A 21727-nucleotide genomic window follows, 5' to 3' on the forward strand; every position below is an offset into this window, starting at 1 on the left:
GTTTGTTTCGATAAGAAAATCACACAGGGATGCCGATAATTTGGCAGCCTTTTTTTCTTGGTTATAACTACCTCTTAAGTTTTCTTGATTCCTTAGATAAAATACAAAATGTACTATATAAATAGTGAGCATGCTCAGAGGATGAAACATGGAAAACTTGACCGCTAATCTTTCATTGGAGTACATTGAAGACCCATTTGAACATTCCCCAAGAACTATTACTATCTATTGTGATGAGAATATCATTGTAGACAAAAAGGATTTATCAGAAAAAATGGATTTTTGTTTAACTGCTTCAACGATTAAAATTGTTATTGAGAGCATAAAAAATAAAAGCTCATTGTACAAATTCTATTTTTATCTTTTAGTAATTTTTGAAGGTATATTTAACAGTTTTGGTCTCTAGAGCATAACTAATGCAAGGATTAAATATGTGCTAAATTTAAAAATTACAGGCAAAGATGCGTACCTATCTGCTCAGTTTGATGCTTATCAGAAGATCCATTCTCAATTTTGAAGTCGAATTACGTTGAAGTAGTCAGCTGTGAAAAAAATAAAACAAGAGATAAGGTATGTCAAAGTTCCAACAATTTTTTATTACACTCTAACGGGAAATGTTAGTTCAATGACAACGGCGGCAGTCTAGACTTTTTTATAAAGTCTTGGACTGCCGCTGTTTTTATTAATGGTCAGTCACCAACAAAATTTAACGTTCGTGGATTGACACTTATTCGATATGAGAGAAATGCTTGATAAATCTACGGTTCTATCAAAGGTTACAGACCGACTCTCAAGTCGCCCCGCATCTTGACGAATATTTGCTCAGGCACTTTTTTTACCGAGCTGCCAGTACGCGGCACTAATTATTCCCCTATTACGGGTGCTATACCAGCAGCAATGACCACTAAAACTTCCCGCGCCATGTCTTCTGCCGATAAATATTCCGGATGTCTGCTCCACTCCAGGGCTGATCCAAATATGCCCCAGCTAGCAATCCGGGCGGCAGTCTCCACCGTCTCTCGTGAAACGGATGATTCTGATTGTTCACTTAACCAGGTAAATAATAGGTTATACAGTTCCTTTTGCATCGCGACTTCAAATAACGGTTCATACTGACGATCAGCTAAAGTCATATACGGACGAGTACAGAAAAGAAAATCGAAAACGATTAAAATAAGCGTTCGCAGGCTACCTACATCGGATAAAGCAGCATTAGGCAGCTCTTCCTTCAGCTTCTCTAGAAATTTTTCCCGCATCCAGCTCTCAAGAAATGCGAATTTGTCTTCAAAATGCGCATAGAACGTGGAGCGATTTACGGTCGCGTAAGCCGTAATATCTTGTACAGTAATAGAAGAGACATTCCTCTTCTTCTCAAGCAATTCCATAAAAGCGTCCATCAATAGTTGACGCGTCCGTCTCACACGGGGATCGTTTGTGTTAGTCAGCATGTTATGCTCCACCCTCTCAGTCAGGATATATTGGTTATCATGCGTTTAGAAAAGCTAAAGGACAATTAAGTAAGTGTGTTGGATAACCCACAAAAACGGTTTTTTACTGGTTGTATAACCCAAACCGTATAGATAAGATTAGCACAGACAGTGTTGTTTTTACTACACTGTTGGGTCAATCGTTGGTTCAAAGTAAAGGCCTCAATCCCAACATTTGACCGTTAGTTTAGCACATAAACCAAGGGAGGACGATGGAGATGGAAAACAATACTGGAAGTAAATACGCAGGCAAGAATGTAGTGATCACGGGAGGCAGCAGCGGGATCGGGCTCGTGACAGCGAAGTTGCTGGCGGATGAAGGAGCGCGCGTTATGATCACCGGGCGTACCCAGGCTAAGCTTGATACAGCCCGTGAAAATATTGGCAGCAATACGGTCGCAGTGCTGAGCGACGCCGCATCGTTAACGGATATCGACGAGTTGGCCGACCGGGTAAAGGCTGAGTTTGGAACGATCGATGCCCTGTTCATAAACGCCGGCATCACGCGCTTTATCCCCTTCGAGTCGATGACCGAGGAAGTGTATGACGAGTTGCTTACAATCAACACCAAAGGTCCGTACTTCACCGTGCAGAGACTGACCCCTTTGCTAAACGCAGGAAGCAGCGTGGTGTTCACCACCTCGATTGCGAATACAGTGGGGATCCCGATGCTCAATGCGTATGCGGCCAGTAAAGCAGCGCTGCGCTCCATGACGCGCAGTTTGGCCCGTGAGTTGTTGCCGAAGAAGATTCGCGTCAACGCGGTCAGCCCCGGCCCCATAGACACCGGTATCATGGACAGATCAATGCCAGCCGAAGCTGCAGCACAGACCAAAGCGCAGATGAGTCAGCAGATCCCCATGCTGCGTTTCGGTGACCCCCTCGAGGTTGCCAAAGCAGCCGCATTCCTTGCGTTTGACGCGACTTACACAACCGGAGCTGAAATCCCAGTGGACGGAGGCGGCTCTCAGATCTAAGTTCGTGTCCAAGCTCGAAGTTGACCACCAGTTTTTGGATTGAACAGAGGAAGGAAGAAACCACATGACAACACTATGGACAGAAGATCATATGCCAGATCAGACCGGACGAGTGGCCATTGTAACCGGATCAAACAGCGGCATTGGTTGGGAAGCGGCACGGGTGTTAGCCACCAAAGGGGCAACTGTCATTATGGCCTGCCGCAGTATCGCTAACGCTAAAACTGCCGCTGATCAGATTAAAGCACTTAAGCCGTCGGGCAAGGTCGTAGTTATGAAGCTCGATTTGGGTGATCTGGAGTCCGTTCACGCTTTTGCGACGGCCTTTCGCCAGGACTACCATCGGCTAGATCTCCTGATCAACAACGCCGGCGTGGCGAAGCCGCCTTACAGGAAGACAGTGCAGGGCTTCGAGCAGCAATTTGGGATCAATCACCTGGGGCACTTTGCGCTGACCGGTTTGATGCTGGATAGGCTCGACGCGACGCCGGGCGCACGCATTGTGACCGTAAGCAGTTTGTCGCATCGGTCGGGAGTTATTCGCTTTGATGATCTGAACTGGGAGCGGAATTACCATCCAGCGCGCGCCTATGCTCAGAGCAAGCTGGCGAATCTGCTGTTCACCTATGAGTTGCAGCGCCGGCTTGTTTTAGCGGGCCAATCAACGCTAGCGGTAGCTGCGCATCCGGGCTGGTCAGCGACCAATGCGCTGCGGCATTCCAACATGATGCGACGCCTGAATCCGATTTTCGCGCAGACCCCGAAAATGGGTGTTTTGCCGACCCTGTATGCAGCCACTGCGCCAGACGTCCGAGGTGGAGATTACATTGGGCCAACGATTCTCGAATTGCGCGGTTACCCCAAGAAGGTCGTTTCGAGTGCGAGCTCGCATGACGAAGCAGTTGCGCGGCGGTTGTGGACGGTTTCCGAGGAACTGACTCAAGTGAAGTATGGGCTTCTCTGATCCCGGAGATAGGAGGGGGATGTTTCCCGAAACAAGCAACTTCTCGATAGTGGACCTTTCTACTTTAAATGGGACAACTACAAGTCAGAAATAGAGAATGCTTATGAAATTGGTAGATTCAAGTAACGGGAAACTATAGCTCAATTATTACAAAAAGGCAGCGGGTCTAATTGACCGGCTGCCTTCGTTGCGATAGGGCATGAATTATCGATAGACTAATTAAAAGCTTGATAGTAATGTTCAAAAAAACAAAGTATTAAGAGGAGAATTGAATGAAAAAATTTGCGAGTCTTACATTCGCTTTGGCAATTTTATCACTAACGGGAGGCGATAGTTGCATAGCATACGAATAAAGCTGTCGGTATGTAATCGGCAGCTTTATTGCGTTACCGGGCAGTTTTTGCTTAACCGCAACGAAGAAAATCAACCATTAATTACCAAAAGCTTGAAAGTAACAATTGTCATAAATAGAACGTCATATGAAGTATCTACGAAATAAGGGGAATATGAAATGAAATTTCAAGCGGTAATCTTCATCTTTGCTATTGTTTTAGTGTTATCTGGTTGCTCAAATGGGGGGAAAGCCGTAAGCAAGTTGACATTGGATGACGTCATAACAGCAATTCGAACCGAAGGTCCTTCGGTGGTTCCTTTATCACGTGATGGTAAGTCCTACGCTCTTAACAATGTGAAGCCATCTTTTTTCACCATAGCAAATGCAAATGAAGATGTAGGCAAACCTGAAGAAATTAAAGTTTATATTTTTGAATCTGAGACGGCTATGAATGGAGCAACAGAGAACTTTGTCTTCGCAGAAGAAACTACTCCTCGTGAAACTTGCAAGCAAAAAAATGCGTTTGTTGTTTAATACGCCTACGGCGGCAAGATTGAAAAGTTTGGCGATACAATTGATTCCGCAATGAAAAAGTTGTAAGGTCTTAAATGATTGAGCTATGGGAAACGTTTGTTGAAGAAAAACTCAGCCGCTCATAATGATCGGCTGAGTTTTCTTATGTTAACTGGTGAGGCGGCTAAAGTAGGGTCCAATCCAGTCTTTTTCATGCGTCACAACATATGTCCAACTAAAATCCACCGATACGATATAAACATCTGATTGGTCATGTAAATCCTGAATGGTCAACTTGTCTGCGTTTTCAAGTCGTAAAGCATAGTTCGAATGTTGATAAAATAGAAAACAAGAACCTTTAGGCTGTTTAATGAATGCTTGTATTGCCGCACTCTTTTCGAGATGTTCTTTCCTGTTATAACTGAATAAATGCCATAGATAGCCACCTTCGTCATTAAGAAAGATATCCTCTTTATCTTTTTCACTAAGGTGTGAAGCGAAATGTGTTTCCCATTGTGAGCGTAGATAGCCACCCCAAATTGGAATCTCCAACACGCTCATTTTTTTCTTGAGACGTTCAGACATCACCATTATTAATCCCCCAGAAATTAATCCTAAATGGAATTATAACATGAACGGTAATGATGCCTAGGAGTTTCAACTATCGAGGAACGATAGTTCAAAAAAAGAAAGCTACCTACCTGCAATAACCGACGATATCGATGTAAATAAGTAGATTCTAATCCGTCTTAGTTTATTCTAATTGGCATAACGCGCCCGAATTGTCTACCATAGGTACATAACCTTTTTTTCTGCTCCTCTAAGGCTGCCGGGTAACCGCTCTTGAGGAGCTTTTAACGTGTCGGACGACTTAGTATCAAAGTTAGATGGTAAAAAGCCACCAAGGTGTCAAGATTTTTCACGTAATAGGAGGAAGAATCGCAGATGAGCCATCCTTACCGACCCTTGCATGCCCCGCAATTGCAGCCGCAGTTGCATTTCCACTCCCACAACTTCCGGGAGTTTGCGCCGAGCCGTCGCCTGGCGTCGCATGTAGCTGCTTATTGGACGGTGGATTTCCTGCCAGTACCGGGAAATCCGGGGCATCGAGTCATCCCCGATGGCTGTGTCGATATTATAGTGGACCTATACGCTTCATCAAGCAGGCAGGCCGCTTATGTCGTGGGGCTAACGACGCAGGTCGAAGTTTTGCAATTTGCAAAAGCACGCTCGGTATGGGGCATCCGGCTCTATTCGGAGTCGGCTCGCACGATTCTGAAGTCTCCCATATCGACATTAACGGCAAATCGTGTGTTTTTGGAGGATCTCTGGGGACAAGAGGCTCTCGATTGGGTCGAAAAGCTGCTGATTGCGCAATCGTTGCAAGAGAGGATCGAGATCGTCGAGCAGCAATTGAGCCAAATATTGGCTACGACCGAGGCGCCTGCTCCCACTTTGGTCTACCAGAGCATGCAGTATATATACGAGGTCAAAGGTAATCTTTCCGTAACGGATTTGGCGGATAAAGTGAACTTCAGCGAGAGGCATCTGCGAAGGGCTTTTGAACTCGAGCTTGGCCTCAGCCCGAAGGAGATGCTTGGCATCGTTCGCTTTCAAAGCGTGCTTGAGGAATTGTACAGCGGAGACTATTTCAGCTTGACGGATTTGGCGCTTCAACACGGGTACTACGATCAGTCGCACTTCGCTGGCGATTTTAAGCGATATTACGGACTTCCACTCAAACGGCTGACCAAGCAGGAGTGAGGAAGTCCGTTTTTTACTATTTTGCAATGAAGGACAATTACTATAATGGGAGTGAAAATTAAGTAAGGCAAGGGGAGCTGCAAAGCATGACGGTAAAGTTGAAACGAGTCGCGATTTATGTAGAAGAGATGAAGAGGGCGTTGGATTTTTATCGCGTACTGGGGCTGGCTATTCCGGACGGCGCCGACGAAGCGCATCACGTAGACGTGGAGCAAGAAGGAATTGTGTTTGCATTCGATATGGTGGAATCGGTAAAGCGTGTTTTTGAAGGCTGGGAAGATCCTGTCGGCTACCGGACCGAGCTCGCCTTTCAGTTCTCCAGCAACGAAGCGCTGGATGACGTGTACCGTCAGTTGACGACGCTTGGGTATGACGGCTTCCTCGAGCCGCGAGATACACCGTGGGGAGAGCGATATGCGATCATAAAGGACCCCGATAACAATTTAATCAGTCTCGTCGCTTAGCGATGAGAAGATATGCTTGTTTCTTATTGAGGAATAAAAAACGGGACACATTAGTTTACAACAAAAAACCGGCAGCAGATCAATGATCTGCTGCCTGTTTTTATTGAAGATCATTCCCGAACCTACAGAAACTTTCACCCTCCTTTCCGATCTCCTTATAAAGCCTGAATCTCACTTGAAGTCAAGGAAGGAAAAAGGAGGGGAAAAGAATGTAAATTAATTCTTGACCGTTCAGTCCGGAAATGTTATTATAAACTCATCAAGCGGAGGGAAGCTCAAACGATATAGAAGCAGACTTTCACGCGATACAGGTAGTGGGCTTTTTTTTACAACATTTTAGACTGAATGGTCAAAAAACGGAGGGATTAACCATGTTAAATCAAAATCAACAAAACATCGAAATGAAAGAATCGCAAGAAACTATTCGCGAGCAAGCGCAAGAAACGTTCCGCAATCATCTGAAGCACCTGTCCGGCGGCAATATTGAGGCTTGGGTCGACTTGTGGCAGGAGGACGGTGTATTGGAATTCCCGTACGGACCAGCAGGGTTCCCCGACAGAAAGCAAGGCAAGGCTGAGCTCTTTGAATATATGCAGAACTTTCCGAAGCATTTTGAGGTTGAATTCACCGATCTCGTCTTTCATCCGGCACAGGATCCGGAGCTGACGATTGCCGAATTCAAGTCTGCTGGCAAGCATCGAGAGACGGGGAACCCGTATAATCAAACGTATATCAGTGTCGTTCGAACCAAAGACGGCCTTATCGAAAGTTACCGCGATTTCTGGAATCCTTTGGTGGCAATTGAGTCCGTTGGCAGCGAAAGCGACGCCGTACGGTTTTCCGGATAATGCGTATGCCGTAATCTTGACTGAACGATCCATTAAAGGTAGTATAGGGACGAGATAAGGGGGAATCCCATGTGGCAAGAAACAAAGAGTTCGATATGAACGTGGTTTTGCGAAAGGCAATGGAAGTGTTCGGACATTACGGGTACGAAGGAACGTCACTTCCGATATTGCTCCAAGAGCTGGGCATTGCGCGACAGAGCTTATATGATACGTACGGCACGAAGAAGGATCTCTTCATTAAGGCCGTAAAGCACTATGTAAACGAAAAATCATCCGCCGTTGTCGTTTATTTGGAGAAGTCGGAATCCGTGAAGGAAGCGATCAACGCCATCTTCCGCGAGATCGTCTTTGTCCTTCAGGATGAGAACCGGCGTAATGAATGTTTCATTCTAAACAGCGCTATTGATCAGGTTCCTCACGAACCGGAGATTGCCGCCTTGTTCGAAGAAGATCGGATAAAACTTGAGCGTGCCTTCCATGACGCTTTGGTTCGGGGAAAACGGCGGCAGGAGCTGAGCACCGAACAGGACCTGCAAGCGTTGGCCAGATATCTATATCATGCACGATATGCACTGACCCAAGTGGCAAAACTAACAAGCAATCCAGAAGTGCTCGAAGACTTTGCAAAAGTATCCTTATCGACACTTGAGGCTTGACGGGAAGGTTTTGCTTTCCTTTCGCTGCCTTTATTAGACCATTCAGTCAATAATGCATTTTTAGACCAATCAGTCCGAAATAGGAGGATGAAAAAGATGAATAGCAGCCCTTTTAAGGGATTGGCGGCGCTTTTGGTGCTTGCCGTCTCCCAATTAATTATGGCACTTGATTATACGATTATTTTTGTGGCGATGCCCTCGCTAGGAATGGAACTTGGCTTCTCTGCAAACCATTTGCAATGGGTCGTTAGCGCGTATTCGCTAGCGTTCGGAGGATTCCTGCTCATCGGGGGAAGACTCTCGGACATGATGGGCAGAAGAAGAATGTTCATAATAGCTATGTCCTTGTTCGGGTTAGGTTCGCTGCTTGGCGGACTGGCCGAATCCCAATTGATGCTGATTATAGCCAGAGGCTTGCAAGGCCTGGGTGGAGCCCTCCTATCGCCGGCAACGCTATCGCTCATCATGTCTAACTTCGAAGAAGGCGCCGAACGGAATCGGGCAATGGGTATCTGGGCTGCAATGGGCGGTGTCGGTATGTCGCTTGGCTTGCTGCTTGGCGGCGTGCTCACCAGCTTTATCGGCTGGGAAGCGACGTTGTTCGTTAACGTTCCAATCGCTTTGCTCACCGTTTTGCTAGCTCCGGTTGTTCTCAAAGAGAGCAAAGCATCGAGCGGCAGCAAGCATTTCGATATTGCTGGGACCGTTTCGGTTACGGCCGGCATGCTTCTCATCGTGTATTACCTGATTCAATCTCCCGTCTCGGGTTGGCTTAGCGCAAGCACATTGCCATTCCTGCTAGTCGGTGCCGCGCTTCTCGCATCCTTTGTCGTGATCGAAAAACGTTCGAAAGGTCCGCTGCTTAACTTCCGCATGTTTCGTAACCGCAATTTGACTGGCGCGGCTCTTATTGCCTTTTTGTTCTCTGCTTCGTTCGGAACGCTTTATTACTTCCTGACGCTGTATACCCAGAATGTCCTGCATTATTCGGCCATCCAGTCCGGCTTTACTTTCCTTCCGCTGACGCTGAGCGCGTTTCTTGGAGCAAGGCTTATAACCCCCATGATAACCAAAGTCGGGATTTCCGGCACGATTGCATCGGGGATGGCGCTTGGAGGCATCGGCTTCCTGTTGCTGACCCAATTATCGGTTTCAGGCAATGCCTGGGGGGTTATTCCCGGAACAATCATCATTGGCCTTGGGCAAGCGCTTGTTTTCACGACGATGTTTATCGCCGGAAGCACCGGAGTCGATTCAAGTGAACAAGGAGTATCTTCCGCTGTCATCAATACTGGTCAGCAAATCGGCGGAGCGATTGGGCTTGCGGTAATCATGGCCATAATTTCGGCTGCCCTCGGCTCCGATACTGCAATGGAATCGATGAGTCCAGCTGCTCTTAATTCGTCCATTCATACAGCGTTTATGGTTGCAGCAGTGGTTACGCTGGTCGGTATACTCGTGGCGTTCGTCGCTTTAAAAAGAGCAAACAAAACTTCAACCGAGGATAGGAAAGTAGTCGCAGGCCATTAATAACGGAGGAAAACGGAACTGAAATAAAGAAAGATTTGAACATTGAATATAGCTGATGGAAGACTATCAATATATGGTACTATATAGAAAAAGTCGAAATGCTGGATTACCAATCCGATTCATTCAGGGAGGAAATAACATGCTATACGAGTTGCGAATCTATACGATTTACGAAGGCCGAATGGATGCCATTCAAGACAGATTTAAAGAGCATACATTTAGCATTTTTACAAGACTGGGAATGAAGGTCGTGAATTTCTGGATTGATGCAACAGGCCAAAATAAACTATATTATGTGATGGAATTTAAGGATATGGCGCAGCGTCAAAGGCTATGGGAGCAGTTTAAGAAAGACACTGAATGGATTCAAGTAAAACGCAACTCGGAAGAAAACGGAGGGCTCATAGTCGAAAAAATTGATGAATATTTTATGAATCAAGCTGAATTTTTCGGATTGGGAAATTGAACTAAAGGGAAATGTTAGTCAAGAACAATAAATGGCAACTGATCCGGCTCAGTTGCCATTTATGCTGAAGTAAAGGGCAGGATAACGCAATGACACAGTAGCTGGCTGTGAGATTACCATTTCACTTGCAGTTATGTTAGACTGATATTTCAAACTAGAAGTTCTCTTTCATTCTCAGAAAAGGATTACCGAGAATAATGTATTTTGAAATGCTGAAGGGAGAAGTAATTATGGGAAGAAAACCATCATATACGGAGTCAGAACTACTGGACATAACAAAAAAGTTAGTGCTGGAGCATGGATATGACGGGTTTCACCTCAAGTTGCTTTCACAGCATTTACCCGGTGCCAGGAGTACGATTTATCAGTATTATGCCAATAAAGAAGAAATTGTGGCTGCCTGCATGAAGCGTGTGATCTCGAGCGTCATCGAGAAGGCTTCAGCAATCGATGAGACCGATACAATGCAAGCCCTTCAGGAACTGCTTGACATTTATGTTGACGAATCCAAGCTTCATCAACTTTTAGGCGATGCTCATAAAATTAATACAACAAATTCGGCTGCGGCTAGTCGGGATCTAGATGTTGTTGAGCAAGGCCATACTACGCTAAAAATTCAACTTACGCGTCTCTTTCAAAGAGCGCAACAAGAGAAAAATCTCAGAGAAGACATTCCGCTCCCGGTACTGATCGGTGGTTTTTTCAACCTCATTAACACCCCAAATATGATAAACGTCCCTAATCCCCAATGGAGCAAGCTTTTGTTTCAAATGTGGATAGGAGGGGCACAAAGGTAGGTGGCTCTCTTTTTAATTTGACACAAGTGTCGGATATGTTGTTTAATAGGGGGGACGGAATCTGTGAAAGTGCTTGATCTATAACAAAAATGACACAAGTGTCATAAATGAAGAGCGAGGAGTGACAGAGCATGTTTTTAGCTTTAAAGGAACTCATGCACAGCAAGATGAAATTTTTGATGATTGTCATTATTTTTGTTTTAGTTGCTTGGTTAGTATTCATCCTATCGGGACTTGGTAATGGATTATCGTCGCTTGCAGCGTCCACTTTCCAAAACATGAAGGCCGATTATGTGGTCTTTGAACAAGGGTCGCAGTCGACCATGGGCAAGTCCTTGTTATCCGATGAATTGGTGGCGCAAGCGGAGAAATTGTCTAATGTAACAGCCGCATCCCCAATGGGAAGTACGATGGCCACCGCTTTGAAAGGAAATAGCACAAAGAACGAGGATAAAGTCGATATCGCAATGTTAGGGATACTTCCCGGCAGCTTCCTGGAGCCGACTGTAATTGAGGGTAAAGGATTATCTATAGCCAATCCAACAGGCGTCATTGTAAACAAGACGATGAAGGATGAAGGCTTTAAGCTTGGGGATACTTTTCAACTTGACGGCTCGACACAAGCTTTGACGATTATCGGATTCGTTGATAATCAGACGTACAACCACCTCTCAGCCGTATTTGTTCCGATGTCCGAATGGCGGAAGATTGCGTTCGCCGCGCCGGGCTCGGATAAGGGAATTGCTGGCCCGATTAATGCAATCATGTTGCAGGGCAAGCATATCGATCCTACTTATATTAGCAGCAAGCTCTCCAATACCGATACCGTCACGCGCGGAGCGGCTATTCACGGTATGCCGGGGTACAAGGAAGAAAACGGCTCGATTATGATGATGCTGGGCTTTTTGCTTGCGATATCGGCATTCGTGCTAGGAGTATTCTTCTATGTCATTACGATGCAGAAGACCAATCAATTCGGCGTAATGAAAGCCATCGGCGCAAGAAACGGTTTTTTAAGCACTGCCATTGTCTCACAGGTCGTTGTACTATCATTGACGAGTATCGTTATTGGCGTTCTGCTTACTTACGGGACTGCCGCAATCATGCCGAAGGGAATGCCGTTCAAGTTGGAGACGAACCTCGTTATCGAGTACTCTGTCATTCTTCTTGTCATAGCCGTTCTTAGTTCACTGGTCTCGGTTCGTAAAATAACGAAAATTGATCCACTGAAGGCGCTTGGGAGGGCAGAATAATGACAACAGGACTCCATATCAGCAACGTTACGAAGTTTTATGCCGAGGGAAGGAACCGGATATCCGCGCTTGAAAAGGTCTCTATTTCGGTGGAGCCTGGGGAGCTTGTTGCTGTCATCGGGCCTTCCGGGTCAGGCAAGAGTACGTTTCTTTCCATTGCGGGTGCATTGCTTAAAGCTTCAGAAGGAGAAGTCAACTTGAATGGGCATCTTCTCTCTAAGCTTTCCGAGAAAGAACTTTCGAATGTACGATTGAAAGAAATCGGCTTTATTATGCAATCATCCAATCTGGTCCCCTATTTGAACGTCCTTGACCAGTTGCTTTTAGTGAAGAAAATGTCGGGAAAGGTGAGATCCGAGGATCGGATGTTTGCCGTTAAGTTGCTCGAGGAGATAGGGCTCGGATCCAAGTTGAAGAGCTACCCAGAGGAACTTTCAGGCGGTGAAAAGCAGCGTACGGCCATCGCGCGTGCTTTAATAAACAATCCCAACGTTATTTTGGCGGATGAGCCTACGGCCAGTCTGGACACCAAGCGTGCCCATGAGGTAGTCAGTCTGATTGCAAATGAGGTAAAGTCGCGTCGTAAAGCAGCGATTATGGTCACGCATGATGAACGCATGCTTGAATATTGCGATAAAGTGTATCGGATGGAAGATGGCAGATTGTCGCTAGCGGGAACCAATGTTTCCGGTTGGCTCAAAGAGAATCTTTAAACAATAATTGAAATCACAGCGGTCGCATGTCTATCAACCATTCAGCGGTCGATTGCTGATGTATTAGGAGGATAAAGCCGCGAAAATTCGCGGCTTTTTATTGTTGGATAAGCAACTCATGCTTCAACGGAAATCGCAGAGCGAAATGGAAAGTTATAATTTAGCGTGTTTAGGGGATTATATCCATGTCGTTCCCAATTCACGGTATGACCGGATGCTAGCAAGGAGGATTGACCAATACAGTTATGAAGATAAACACTTTAAACCGTGTGTTGTCTGTTATATGTTTGGCAGTGCTACTCTTGCTGACCGGCTGCTGGGATCGCCGTGAAATAAATGACGTTGCGTTTGTCTTAGCAGGTGGAGCTGATAAAGAAGGAGATCTTATTCGTATCAGCGTCCTTATTCCGCTTACGGGGAATATGGGTAACACGGGCGGCGGGGGTGGATCCGGTGGACAGAAACCTTTCACCATTAAGACAGAGACAGGCAAGACCGTTAGCGATGCCGTTTCAAAGCTTCAATTTCGTCTCCCGCGGCATCTGTTCTTCGGTCATCGACGTGTAATCATCGTTGGAGAGGAACTGGCAAGAACGGAAGGAATCGAAACCGTTATCGATGCTATAACTCGTACCCCAGAAAAGAGATTGTCCACTTTTATAGCCGTTTCTGAAGGGAAAGCGATTGATTTGCTTAACGCGAATACGCGTATTGAGCGTTTCTCTGCAGAATCGATTAGAGAGCAATTACAATCAGAAACGACTGCTCGCATCAATCTAAAGGAAGCGGTCTGTAAATTAATTACCGTAGGCGAAGATGTCTTTCTCCCGTATGTGCAGAAGGTAAAAACAAACATAAAGGGCCAGGAATCTGAAGATATTCGAAGCGAAGGTTTTGTCCTTTTCCATGATGGGAAAATGACTGGGAAACTAGAAGGGGCATCGGCTATAGGTTTCCGGCTTCTAAATCAGTCGGTTCGAGATTATGATGAGACCCTTCATTTAGACGGGAATTATCTAACAGTAACGATTAATCATGCGATTATAAGCATTAAGCCCATTGTGAAGAATGGCGAATTGTCCTATCGTATTCACTCCAAGGTGAAGGCGAGTATTAGCGAAGATAAAAATCAGGAAAGAAATTATGATTATTCGGAGCAACGAAAACGAATAGAGCAAAGCATCGCACAAAATATTGTCCATCATATTAATCTTGCTCTAAAAGAGATGCAGCAAAATAATAGCGATGCCATCGGCTTTGGATTAAAAGCGTATCTTGCTTACCCGCAAATATGGACCAAAACATATCGAAAAGATTGGGACGAAATATTTCCAAAAATAAAATTTGAAGTAGCGGCGGAAGCGAACTTATTCCGACTAGGCATGAGCAGCGAGAACCTAGGGAGAAAAGATCATTAGAATACGTACGGCATTAGAGGTATCACTGCGAGCAGCAGCCACAAATGTGGCTGCTTTTTTTGTGGACAAAAAAATCTTCAGGATTTCTTTAGAAAGAACCTACGCAGGAACTAAGTTTTTTTCTCTAGACTGATTTCAGCATCTAAATTCCAATGAGGTGATTACATGTTAAGGAATAATTCACTACTTTTTTTCAAAAAATTCATTCATAATCCTAAATATGTGGGGAGTATTACTCCCAGTTCGCGTTATTTGGCCAATCGTATGGTTGCAGCAGCCAAATGGGAGGAAGCAGAGAATATTGTGGAAGTTGGGTCTGGCACTGGCGCAATAACACATGCGATTGCAAAACGCGTCATGCATAAAAGCAAGGTGATTTTATTTGAAAAAGATGAAGAAATGGCCCAAAGGCTTCAACAGGATTTTCCGCAGTTTATGAGGGAAGGTAACGCTTTAAGATTAGTTGACCAGCTCAAAAAGCATAAAATCCATGAAGTGGATTACATTTTTAGCGGATTGCCATTTTATAATTTTTCCCCCGCCATGCGTCTCCAATTGATTTTACAATGCAAAGAAGCGTTAAAACCGGGTGGTAAACTAATTGCTTTTCAGTATTCCTTGCAAATGAAAAACCTGCTTTCGGAGCATTTTGAAATTGAAACCATTTCTTTGGTTCCCTTTAATATTCCGCCAGCTTTTGTTTATGTTTGTAGGAAACCAGTGAAGTTCGAAGGAGAGAAGTCATATGGGCGTCATATTAGTCGTAGATGATGATACCGAAATCAGAGACGTTATTCACGTTTACTTGCGAAATGAAGGACACTCGGTTCTCGAAGCCGGCGACGGATTAGAAGCAATCGAAAGGCTTTCTCGGCAGAAAGTGGATCTTGTTATTTTGGATGTCATGATGCCAAGAATGGACGGTATAAAAGCATGCATGCACATTCGGGAACAATATTCCGTCCCCATCATCATGCTCTCCGCGAAGGAAGGAGATATGGATAAGATCATGGGACTATCGACAGGCGCCGACGATTACGTAACCAAACCGTTTAATCCTATGGAGCTGATTGCCCGCGTGAAAGCGCAGTTAAGGCGACAGAACATGCTTGCATCGAAAGAAGCTGCGCATGACCAGATAACCATCGATGAACTCGTGATCGACATTGCCAAGCACTTTGTATCGATTCGGGGGCAAGTAGTCATGCTGACACCGCTTGAATTCGCGATTGTAAGCCTGCTCGCGTCTAACCCGGGACAAGTCTTTAGTGCGGATACCATCTATGAATCGGTGTGGAAGGAGCGGGTTGGATTCTCGGATAACACGGTTATGGTACACATTCGAAATCTGCGGGAGAAGCTCGAAATTAATCCAAGAAAGCCAGAGTATATCAAAACGGTATGGGGTGTTGGCTATAAAATGGATAAATAAGCGATTCAAAATAAAACGCAGCGTAAGATATTCTTTTCTGGGGGCTACGGTTTTTACCCTTCTATTGTCCTACCTTCTTAGTCTGTATATTATTGGCCTTGTCGGACAACTGCTCGATTCGATTACGTCCAAAGGAAAGCTTGAGTATATTCCGATATTAATCTTCGCATCGCTGGCTGTTTTCATCGTGATTTTTCTTTTAACTTTTTATCTGTTAACGAAGCGTATGATTAATTATTTTTCCGTGCTTTCGGAGGGACTCGGATTTATTTCTCGAGGTAATTTTGAATATAGGGTTCCTGTTCGACGGGAAGACGAGTTAGGCATGCTGGCTAGAAATATGAACATGATGGCGGAACAACTTTCCTCGCAAAAAAGGAAGGAAAAAGAGGCCGAGGAATCTAAAATGAATCTTATCACGGGTGTGTCTCATGATCTTCGCACTCCGCTCACGAGTATGATTGGCTATTTAGATCTGCTTCGCAAAAGATCCTATATAGACGAGAATGAATACAACCGTTTTATAAACAATGCTTTTAGCAAAGCCCAACAACTAAAAAAGCTGATTGACGATTTATTTATCTATACCCGTCTAACTTCTGGAGACATGATTTTGACCAAGCAACAAGCAGATATGCGGGAGCTGGTGGAGCAGGTGTTGTTTGAGTTTATCCCCATTGCCGAAGAAAATCATGTGGTCGTAAGGCAACATATAAGTATACAGGAGGCAGCCGTCCATATTGACCCCGAACAGGTCGCAAGAATCTTGGATAATTTGCTGATGAATGCTCTGAAATATTCAAAGCCACCCAAAGTTATTGATGTACGGCTAACGTCTAACGAAGCATTCGTATATTTAACAGTAGCGAACGAGGGAGAACAAATCACGAAAGAGCAAGAAATTAAACTCTTTGATCGTTTTTATAAGCCGGAGAATATGGACCCCAATACTCATATCCAAGTAGGTGCTGGTCTAGGTCTTGCCATTGCGAGGCAACTTGCAGAGCATCAGGATGGTTGCCTTACACTCGAGTATGAGAATGGTCAATATGCGTTCACATTGGAACTCCCCCTTGCCTAGGGATGATAAATGAACAACAGCCGATTATATGAAATCGGCTGTTGTTCATTTGCGAGTTATAATCAGCGCCAAAAAGTAATTTGCTCGCTGTCCAAACGTACAGATTCATGTCCCTCTTGCGAGGCTTTGCCGATCGAGAGGATCATAACCGGTACATAACGTTCATCGTCCAGATCGAATGCGCGGACAATCGTATCGCGTTCAAAGCCCGCCATAGGATTGGTATCATAACCATGCGCGCGGGCAACCAGCATCAGTTGCATGGCAAATAAACTTGCATCGATTTTGGCGACCTCGATTTTAATTTCTCTAGGGAGCAGGGGGAACATGTCCATAATTTGCGTGACTTGCTTATCGCGCAAATCCTTCGGCATTTTCCCTTGTTCTACAGCTGAATCATAAATTTCCTCTACGTAAAGTTCGCTTTGAGTGTCGCCCAAAATAATAAGCATAGCGGCTGATGTATCATTTTGCCCCGTATTGAATTGCACGAGTGGCCGAAGCTTGTTTTTTCCTTCAGGGGTATGAACGACGATAACGCGCCATGGCTGCATATTCGCGGAAGAAGGCGCCAGGCTCGCTTCCTTGATGATATCCAACATTTCTTCCTTTGAGATCTTAATGTTCTCATCATAATGGCGTACTGACCGCCGGCCAGTGACGATGTTGTTAAAATCGTTGTTCGGTATTGGTTTCGGCATGAGATCTCTCCTTTTGATAGCCAGTTTATTTGACTTTCGTTATGTCACTGGTTAACATGTGCTTATTGTGAACTATGAACCTTGGTTCATAGCAAGTATGAATTTATTTTAGGGTTCAGAGGGGAATAGGTAATGAAAGCGAGTGAAGTATCCAAGCTGACGGGGCTGCCGATATCCACCTTGCGCTTCTATGAACGCAAGCAGGTGATTCCGGTGCAATTTGTATCGAGGGATGAAAATAATTATCGCGTCTACGCTAAAGAAGTGGTGGGCTTTCTCGAAGATGTAAGAACGCTGCTCTCCGTAGGCTTTACCATTCAGGAATTAATCCTGCTCATCAATGAAAGCGAAAATTCTTATTCGGAGAAGAAAGCGTTGGTACTGGAGAAAATTCAACATATTCAGGAGCAAAAAGCAAAGTTGGAATCATCAAAAATATTTTTAATGGACGTGTTGAAGGGCAAAGCGAGTTTTCAGACCCATTGCCAATCTTAAAAAGCACGCATAATAAAGGCAAGCGGTCGTCAGGATCGCTTGCCTGTTCGGGTCATCCTATTTTAATTGATAGCTAAATTCGTTTGCTACGCACTTACCCCTTGACTCCATTTGAAGAAGCCGTATCCCAACCCCTCATAGAACTCTAAAAAACCATTTCCCGCTTGTATAGGTTCAAGTATTACCTTAATCGTTTTAGTGGTGTCACGCAAATGAATGAGCTTACCCACCCATTCTCCATTTAACATTTCTTCTTTCACCTGTTGCATCGTTTGACTTACGTACATGCAGTTCCACCTTCCCTGTGTCTCTTATTAGTGGCGGCAACTTTCAAATACACGCTACCTTGACTATCATTTCGGTATTCATAGTTTTTGCCGCTACTCGATTATATAGAAGGTTGCGGATAAATAATGTCACTTTCCGTTGTCGCATATTAGGTAGTTTTATCGACGTTTTTTGAAGAAGTTGGCGATATTGACATCCTCGGTACTTCGTGTTACTTTATAGTGGTAGTAAGTACTGCTGAATACCGGTGATGCAGAATAGCAAGGAGTGATTGTGCTGGAAAATCTAACTGAAATGCTTAAAGGCGTGCTTGAGGGGGCTGTCCTTGAAATTATAAGCCGCAAAGAAACTTACGGCTATGAAATCACGCGGCGGCTGAACGCCCTTGGCTTTACGGATGTTGTGGAGGGGACGGTGTACACCATCCTGATTCGGCTTGAAAAAAACAAGCTGGTGGAGATCACGAAGAAACCCTCCGACATGGGACCGCCGCGGAAATTTTTCTCGATCAATGACGCGGGGCGCCAGGAATTGCGGAGGTTCTGGGATAAGTGGGAGTTCATATCATTAAAAATGAACGAGTTAAAGGAGGAGAAGCCATGAATTTCTGGGAAAAAATCACGGGCAGCGACATGACCAAAGAATTCAAAGCTTTTGAATCGCGCGCCAAAAAGCTGCCGGCTGATTATCAAGCGGCATGGAAGGAAGTTTTATCCATTCTATTCCAGTATTCCGATTTTACCGGTCGTAACCTCATGCCGATTCTTGATGGCGTTCTGGGGCTGCTTGAGGAAACGGCTGCGGACGGTCAGAGCGTCCGAGAGGTTCTGGGTGACGATATCAAAGGCTTCTGTTCGGCGCTAGCCGGCGAAGAAGGGGCAAAGTCTTTCCGCGACAAATGGCGTGAGCAGCTGAACAATAGCATCGCCAAAAAACTAGGCAAATAGGAGGGTAAAATGAGCATACGGGATATTATCGAAGGCAAAAAAGAGTGGCGTGCGCACGTGGCGCGCATCAAAGCCCTCCCGCGTGATTATCAGATCGTATATAAAGAGATCCAAAAGTATCTCTTTAAGGTCGGCCCTGTCGAGCTCACCGACTGGATGGGGGTGCTGTCGGGGATTATCGATCTTTTCGAAGAGGGGGCAGCCTTGGGGAAAGGCGTGCTCGAAGTGACGGGTAGCGACGTTGCCGCTTTCTGCGACGATCTGATCAAAAATTTAAAAACCTAAGCGGATAGCATTCAGTAGATGAAAAGAAGCCGATCAGCATGCGCTGTACCGGCTTTTTTCTTGATGATCGCGGATTAATCACGAAAAGCTCGATCCCCTTAGGACGGAGCTTTTCGTTTCATTTGGCGGCAAAGTGAGCCCGAAGGGCGACTTATGAACTTGGCTAGGCAGCAGCGGCTTATAGGTACTGCAGAAACCAACCGCATGGGTGACGCTGCCGATACATACCCAACCGGTCGCCATAACGAGGTCCCCCTGCCGGCGGAAGTGGATAATATTGCTATGCATGCAGAAATAAGTATCGGTATTGACTAACAATCGTTTAACCACCTTGTTCAATATATTTACAGAACTATACCATAATTAGTCTATGTTGGGAGGCGGCTAGATTTAGGGATGAGGTAGAGATAATTAAGATTGTTTGAAGCGTTAATAACAGCTGAGCGACGGAGCCTCATTGATTATGCTATGAGAATGCGCTCATGTTAAGATAGAAGTAAAAACTTTTTCGGAACGGAAGCAAATGGAGGAACCTATGGCAAATACGCATGTCTATTCGAAAAAAGAAGAAGCAGCTAACGCAATCACCCATGGCATTGGTGCCGGATTGAGTATTGCCGCATTGGTGCTGCTCATTGTCAGGGCGAGTTACATTGGTGAAACATGGCATATCGTATCGTTTGTCCTGTTTGGATTTTTTATGTTTATTTTATATATGTCATCAACCCTTTTGCATAGCTTTCCGGAAGGAAAAGTAAAGGATTTGTTTGAAATTTTCGATCATGGATCGATTTATTTGTTTATTGCCGGCACATACACACCGTACCTGCTCGTTACGATACGAAGTCCGCTGGGTTGGAGCTTATTTGGCGTTGTTTGGGGGCTTGCGATCGGCGGCGTGGTGTTTAAATGCTTCTTCGTAAAGCGATTTCTATTCCTATCTACGCTTGGTTACGTCATTATGGGGTGGATGATCGTCTTTGCATGGGGAGCTTTAGTTGATCATTTAGCCTATGGCGGTCTTGTATTTCTGGTCATCGGCGGCGTGTGTTATACGGTAGGCAGCGTCTTTTACGTATGGAGAGGATTCCTTTACCATCATGCGGTATGGCATCTCTTTGTTATCGCCGGATCGATTTGCCATTTCTTTTCGATTTTCATATATGTCTGAGAAACATATGAATTCATGAAAGCCGCGAAAATCGCGGCTTTTTTGTGTTGTTAATATTCGTTCTATTGGACTTTTCTAAAATACGGACTTAAAAAGATTCCTACGCAACGAAACCCTATATTGGCTGCCAAGAACCAAAACATGCATGTTTGCAACCTGAGGAGGTATATTTTGAAGAAGAAAATTTCCTATATATTAATCGGTGCTTTAAGCACAATTATGCTTTCTTACGGCGTTGTTGCCTACGCAGACTACGATTCTTCCGCAATCAAAGAGGACAATCGGGCAGCAAGCGATTCATACGTTGTCCCGTCAAAGACGGCTGCGGCTGAAGTTAAGCTTGCATCAGCTCAACCGACCGCCAGCGAAGCTCCAATTCAGCTTGATCAGCTGAAAGCATTGGAGTTGAAAATCGATGGCAATAACGTGAAAGTTAAGATCGAGCTTGAAAAGGAAGAAGCAAAGACCGAGTCCAAGGTAGAAATTAAAATCGGCGAGGATCAGAAAAAATATTTGACGGGAAATGAAGCGACTCAATTCATCGAGCAGCTGCTCGCGGCACTCAAGCTGCAAGCAAACATGGACAAGCAGCAAGTCATGGATGCGTTGTTCACTCATTTTGCCGTCGAGCCTGCTAAAGTCGAAATGAACATCGATATGAAATGGAAGGATCGTTCGGAAGAACTTAAATTCAAGGACGAGAAAGACGACGCTGACGTTGACGCTGGCGATGAAGCTGACAAGGACGAGGCGAAAGCTCAGACGGTAAAATCAACGGTGCAAGATAATCAGAAGGCACAGCTTGCAGCTAAGGAGCAATCCGCGAAGCAAGAGCAGAAAAAGACTTTGATTGCACAGAAAAAAGCGCTTCAGCAAGCTTGGCAGAAGGCTCATAAAGAGCAGCAAGAAAAGAAGAAACAGCAAAAGCAATTGAATCGCAGCGACCGGGACCACGACCAAAATAAAGGTCAAAAAGATGACGAAGACGATGATGATCAAGGCGAGGACCACGGCCATGAAGGCAATCATGGTAAACACCAAGAGCATGAAGAGCATGACCACGAGGATTAATACGAAACTCAAAAAAGAGCCGGAGTAACGATGTCCGGCTCTTTTTTGAAGCAAAAATGATCAATTTTCCGA

28 protein-coding genes are annotated in these 21727 nt (G+C 45.0%); 23 read left to right on the forward strand and 5 right to left on the reverse strand.

Annotation, left to right across the window (positions count from 1 at the left end; translation table 11 throughout):
• The first annotated feature begins 148 nt into the window (after positions 1-148).
• The gene (locus tag CFI03_RS24770; RefSeq protein ID WP_116394366.1) at positions 149-406 is read left to right on the forward strand and encodes a hypothetical protein; all 258 of its coding nucleotides are present in this window, start codon (positions 149-151) and stop codon (positions 404-406) included.
• A gap of 457 nt (positions 407-863) precedes the next feature.
• Here CFI03_RS24770 and CFI03_RS24775 read toward each other — a convergent pair whose 3' ends face one another.
• On the reverse strand, positions 864-1448 hold the full coding sequence (locus CFI03_RS24775; RefSeq protein ID WP_116394367.1) for a TetR/AcrR family transcriptional regulator: 585 nt from the start codon (positions 1446-1448) through the stop codon (positions 864-866).
• A gap of 257 nt (positions 1449-1705) precedes the next feature.
• Between CFI03_RS24775 and CFI03_RS24780 the strand changes: the two genes are divergently transcribed.
• From CFI03_RS24780 to CFI03_RS24790, 3 genes are all read left to right on the forward strand, one after another.
• Positions 1706-2464 carry an SDR family oxidoreductase gene (locus CFI03_RS24780; protein ID WP_116394368.1) on the forward strand — a complete coding sequence of 253 codons (759 nt, stop codon included), beginning with the start codon at positions 1706-1708 and terminating at the stop codon, positions 2462-2464.
• A gap of 64 nt (positions 2465-2528) precedes the next feature.
• On the forward strand, positions 2529-3428 hold the full coding sequence (locus tag CFI03_RS24785) for an oxidoreductase (RefSeq protein WP_116394369.1): 900 nt from the start codon (positions 2529-2531) through the stop codon (positions 3426-3428).
• Positions 3429-3939: 511 nt separating this feature from the next.
• Positions 3940-4296 carry a hypothetical protein gene (locus CFI03_RS24790; RefSeq protein ID WP_116394370.1) on the forward strand — a complete coding sequence of 119 codons (357 nt, stop codon included), beginning with the start codon at positions 3940-3942 and terminating at the stop codon, positions 4294-4296.
• Positions 4297-4443: 147 nt separating this feature from the next.
• Here the strand turns inward: CFI03_RS24790 and CFI03_RS24795 are convergent, their stop codons facing one another.
• Positions 4444-4866: a DUF4275 family protein gene (locus tag CFI03_RS24795; RefSeq protein ID WP_116394371.1), complete on the reverse strand. Its 423-nt coding sequence runs from the start codon at positions 4864-4866 to the stop codon at positions 4444-4446.
• 354 nt (positions 4867-5220) lie between these two features.
• Between CFI03_RS24795 and CFI03_RS24800 the strand changes: the two genes are divergently transcribed.
• The 13 genes from CFI03_RS24800 to CFI03_RS24860 all read left to right on the forward strand — a co-directional run bounded on the left by CFI03_RS24800 (position 5221) and on the right by CFI03_RS24860 (position 16697).
• A complete protein-coding gene (locus CFI03_RS24800; RefSeq protein ID WP_116394372.1) occupies positions 5221-6039 on the forward strand; it encodes a helix-turn-helix domain-containing protein in 819 nt (272 codons plus the stop codon).
• 86 nt (positions 6040-6125) lie between these two features.
• Positions 6126-6503: a VOC family protein gene (locus tag CFI03_RS24805; protein ID WP_116394373.1), complete on the forward strand. Its 378-nt coding sequence runs from the start codon at positions 6126-6128 to the stop codon at positions 6501-6503.
• Between the two features lie 371 nt (positions 6504-6874).
• Positions 6875-7351, forward strand: a complete 477-nt coding sequence (locus CFI03_RS24810; RefSeq protein WP_248760584.1) for a nuclear transport factor 2 family protein — start codon at positions 6875-6877, stop codon at positions 7349-7351.
• A 71-nt stretch (positions 7352-7422) separates the two neighbouring features.
• Entirely contained in the window at positions 7423-8007 is a 585-nt protein-coding gene (locus tag CFI03_RS24815; protein WP_116394374.1) for a TetR family transcriptional regulator, read from the forward strand.
• Between the two features lie 96 nt (positions 8008-8103).
• On the forward strand, positions 8104-9537 hold the full coding sequence (locus tag CFI03_RS24820) for an MFS transporter (RefSeq protein WP_116394375.1): 1434 nt from the start codon (positions 8104-8106) through the stop codon (positions 9535-9537).
• A 139-nt stretch (positions 9538-9676) separates the two neighbouring features.
• Entirely contained in the window at positions 9677-10003 is a 327-nt protein-coding gene (locus CFI03_RS24825) for an NIPSNAP family protein (protein ID WP_116394376.1), read from the forward strand.
• Between the two features lie 230 nt (positions 10004-10233).
• Positions 10234-10800, forward strand: coding sequence for a TetR/AcrR family transcriptional regulator (locus tag CFI03_RS24830; RefSeq protein WP_116394429.1), 567 nt, complete (start codon positions 10234-10236; stop codon positions 10798-10800).
• Between the two features lie 131 nt (positions 10801-10931).
• On the forward strand, positions 10932-12053 hold the full coding sequence (locus tag CFI03_RS24835; RefSeq protein ID WP_116394377.1) for an ABC transporter permease: 1122 nt from the start codon (positions 10932-10934) through the stop codon (positions 12051-12053).
• On the forward strand, positions 12053-12766 hold the full coding sequence (locus tag CFI03_RS24840) for an ABC transporter ATP-binding protein (protein ID WP_116394378.1): 714 nt from the start codon (positions 12053-12055) through the stop codon (positions 12764-12766). The genes CFI03_RS24835 and CFI03_RS24840 overlap by 1 nt, the downstream gene beginning before the upstream one ends.
• Before the next feature lie 230 nt (positions 12767-12996).
• The gene (locus tag CFI03_RS24845) at positions 12997-14184 is read left to right on the forward strand and encodes a Ger(x)C family spore germination protein (RefSeq protein WP_248760587.1); all 1188 of its coding nucleotides are present in this window, start codon (positions 12997-12999) and stop codon (positions 14182-14184) included.
• Between the two features lie 165 nt (positions 14185-14349).
• A complete protein-coding gene (locus CFI03_RS24850; RefSeq protein WP_116394380.1) occupies positions 14350-14955 on the forward strand; it encodes a class I SAM-dependent methyltransferase in 606 nt (201 codons plus the stop codon).
• Positions 14930-15616: a response regulator transcription factor gene (locus tag CFI03_RS24855; RefSeq protein ID WP_116394381.1), complete on the forward strand. Its 687-nt coding sequence runs from the start codon at positions 14930-14932 to the stop codon at positions 15614-15616. Before CFI03_RS24850 ends, CFI03_RS24855 begins: the two co-directional genes overlap by 26 nt.
• Positions 15594-16697: a HAMP domain-containing sensor histidine kinase gene (locus CFI03_RS24860; protein WP_248760589.1), complete on the forward strand. Its 1104-nt coding sequence runs from the start codon at positions 15594-15596 to the stop codon at positions 16695-16697. The genes CFI03_RS24855 and CFI03_RS24860 overlap by 23 nt, the downstream gene beginning before the upstream one ends.
• A 62-nt stretch (positions 16698-16759) precedes the next feature.
• Here the strand turns inward: CFI03_RS24860 and CFI03_RS24865 are convergent, their stop codons facing one another.
• Positions 16760-17398 (reverse strand): nitroreductase family protein, encoded by a 639-nt coding sequence (locus CFI03_RS24865; protein WP_116394382.1) that lies wholly within the window; start codon positions 17396-17398, stop codon positions 16760-16762.
• A gap of 132 nt (positions 17399-17530) precedes the next feature.
• Between CFI03_RS24865 and CFI03_RS24870 the strand changes: the two genes are divergently transcribed.
• Positions 17531-17893, forward strand: coding sequence for a MerR family transcriptional regulator (locus tag CFI03_RS24870; protein WP_116394383.1), 363 nt, complete (start codon positions 17531-17533; stop codon positions 17891-17893).
• A gap of 86 nt (positions 17894-17979) precedes the next feature.
• Here CFI03_RS24870 and CFI03_RS24875 read toward each other — a convergent pair whose 3' ends face one another.
• Positions 17980-18180 carry a hypothetical protein gene (locus CFI03_RS24875; protein ID WP_116394384.1) on the reverse strand — a complete coding sequence of 67 codons (201 nt, stop codon included), beginning with the start codon at positions 18178-18180 and terminating at the stop codon, positions 17980-17982.
• 295 nt (positions 18181-18475) lie between these two features.
• On the opposite strand from CFI03_RS24875, the gene CFI03_RS24880 reads away from it, so the two are divergent.
• Genes CFI03_RS24880 through CFI03_RS24890 form a run of 3 tightly spaced genes read left to right on the forward strand, consistent with a single transcriptional unit; the run spans position 18476 to position 19413 of the window.
• Positions 18476-18784, forward strand: coding sequence for a PadR family transcriptional regulator (locus CFI03_RS24880; protein ID WP_283094688.1), 309 nt, complete (start codon positions 18476-18478; stop codon positions 18782-18784).
• Positions 18781-19128, forward strand: coding sequence for a DUF1048 domain-containing protein (locus CFI03_RS24885; protein WP_116394386.1), 348 nt, complete (start codon positions 18781-18783; stop codon positions 19126-19128). The genes CFI03_RS24880 and CFI03_RS24885 overlap by 4 nt, the downstream gene beginning before the upstream one ends.
• A gap of 9 nt (positions 19129-19137) precedes the next feature.
• Positions 19138-19413 carry a DUF1048 domain-containing protein gene (locus tag CFI03_RS24890; protein ID WP_116394387.1) on the forward strand — a complete coding sequence of 92 codons (276 nt, stop codon included), beginning with the start codon at positions 19138-19140 and terminating at the stop codon, positions 19411-19413.
• A 78-nt stretch (positions 19414-19491) separates the two neighbouring features.
• Here the strand turns inward: CFI03_RS24890 and CFI03_RS24895 are convergent, their stop codons facing one another.
• Positions 19492-19656: a hypothetical protein gene (locus CFI03_RS24895; RefSeq protein WP_248760593.1), complete on the reverse strand. Its 165-nt coding sequence runs from the start codon at positions 19654-19656 to the stop codon at positions 19492-19494.
• 292 nt (positions 19657-19948) lie between these two features.
• On the opposite strand from CFI03_RS24895, the gene trhA reads away from it, so the two are divergent.
• Positions 19949-20584, forward strand: a complete 636-nt coding sequence (gene trhA / locus CFI03_RS24900) for a PAQR family membrane homeostasis protein TrhA (protein ID WP_116394388.1) — start codon at positions 19949-19951, stop codon at positions 20582-20584.
• A gap of 171 nt (positions 20585-20755) precedes the next feature.
• A complete protein-coding gene (locus CFI03_RS24905) occupies positions 20756-21655 on the forward strand; it encodes a YusW family protein (protein ID WP_162862789.1) in 900 nt (299 codons plus the stop codon).
• Positions 21656-21727: the final 72 nt, after the last annotated feature.

This window comes from Paenibacillus sp. ATY16 (assembly GCF_003399985.2).
GTDB lineage: Bacteria > Bacillota > Bacilli > Paenibacillales > Paenibacillaceae > Pristimantibacillus > Pristimantibacillus glycanilyticus.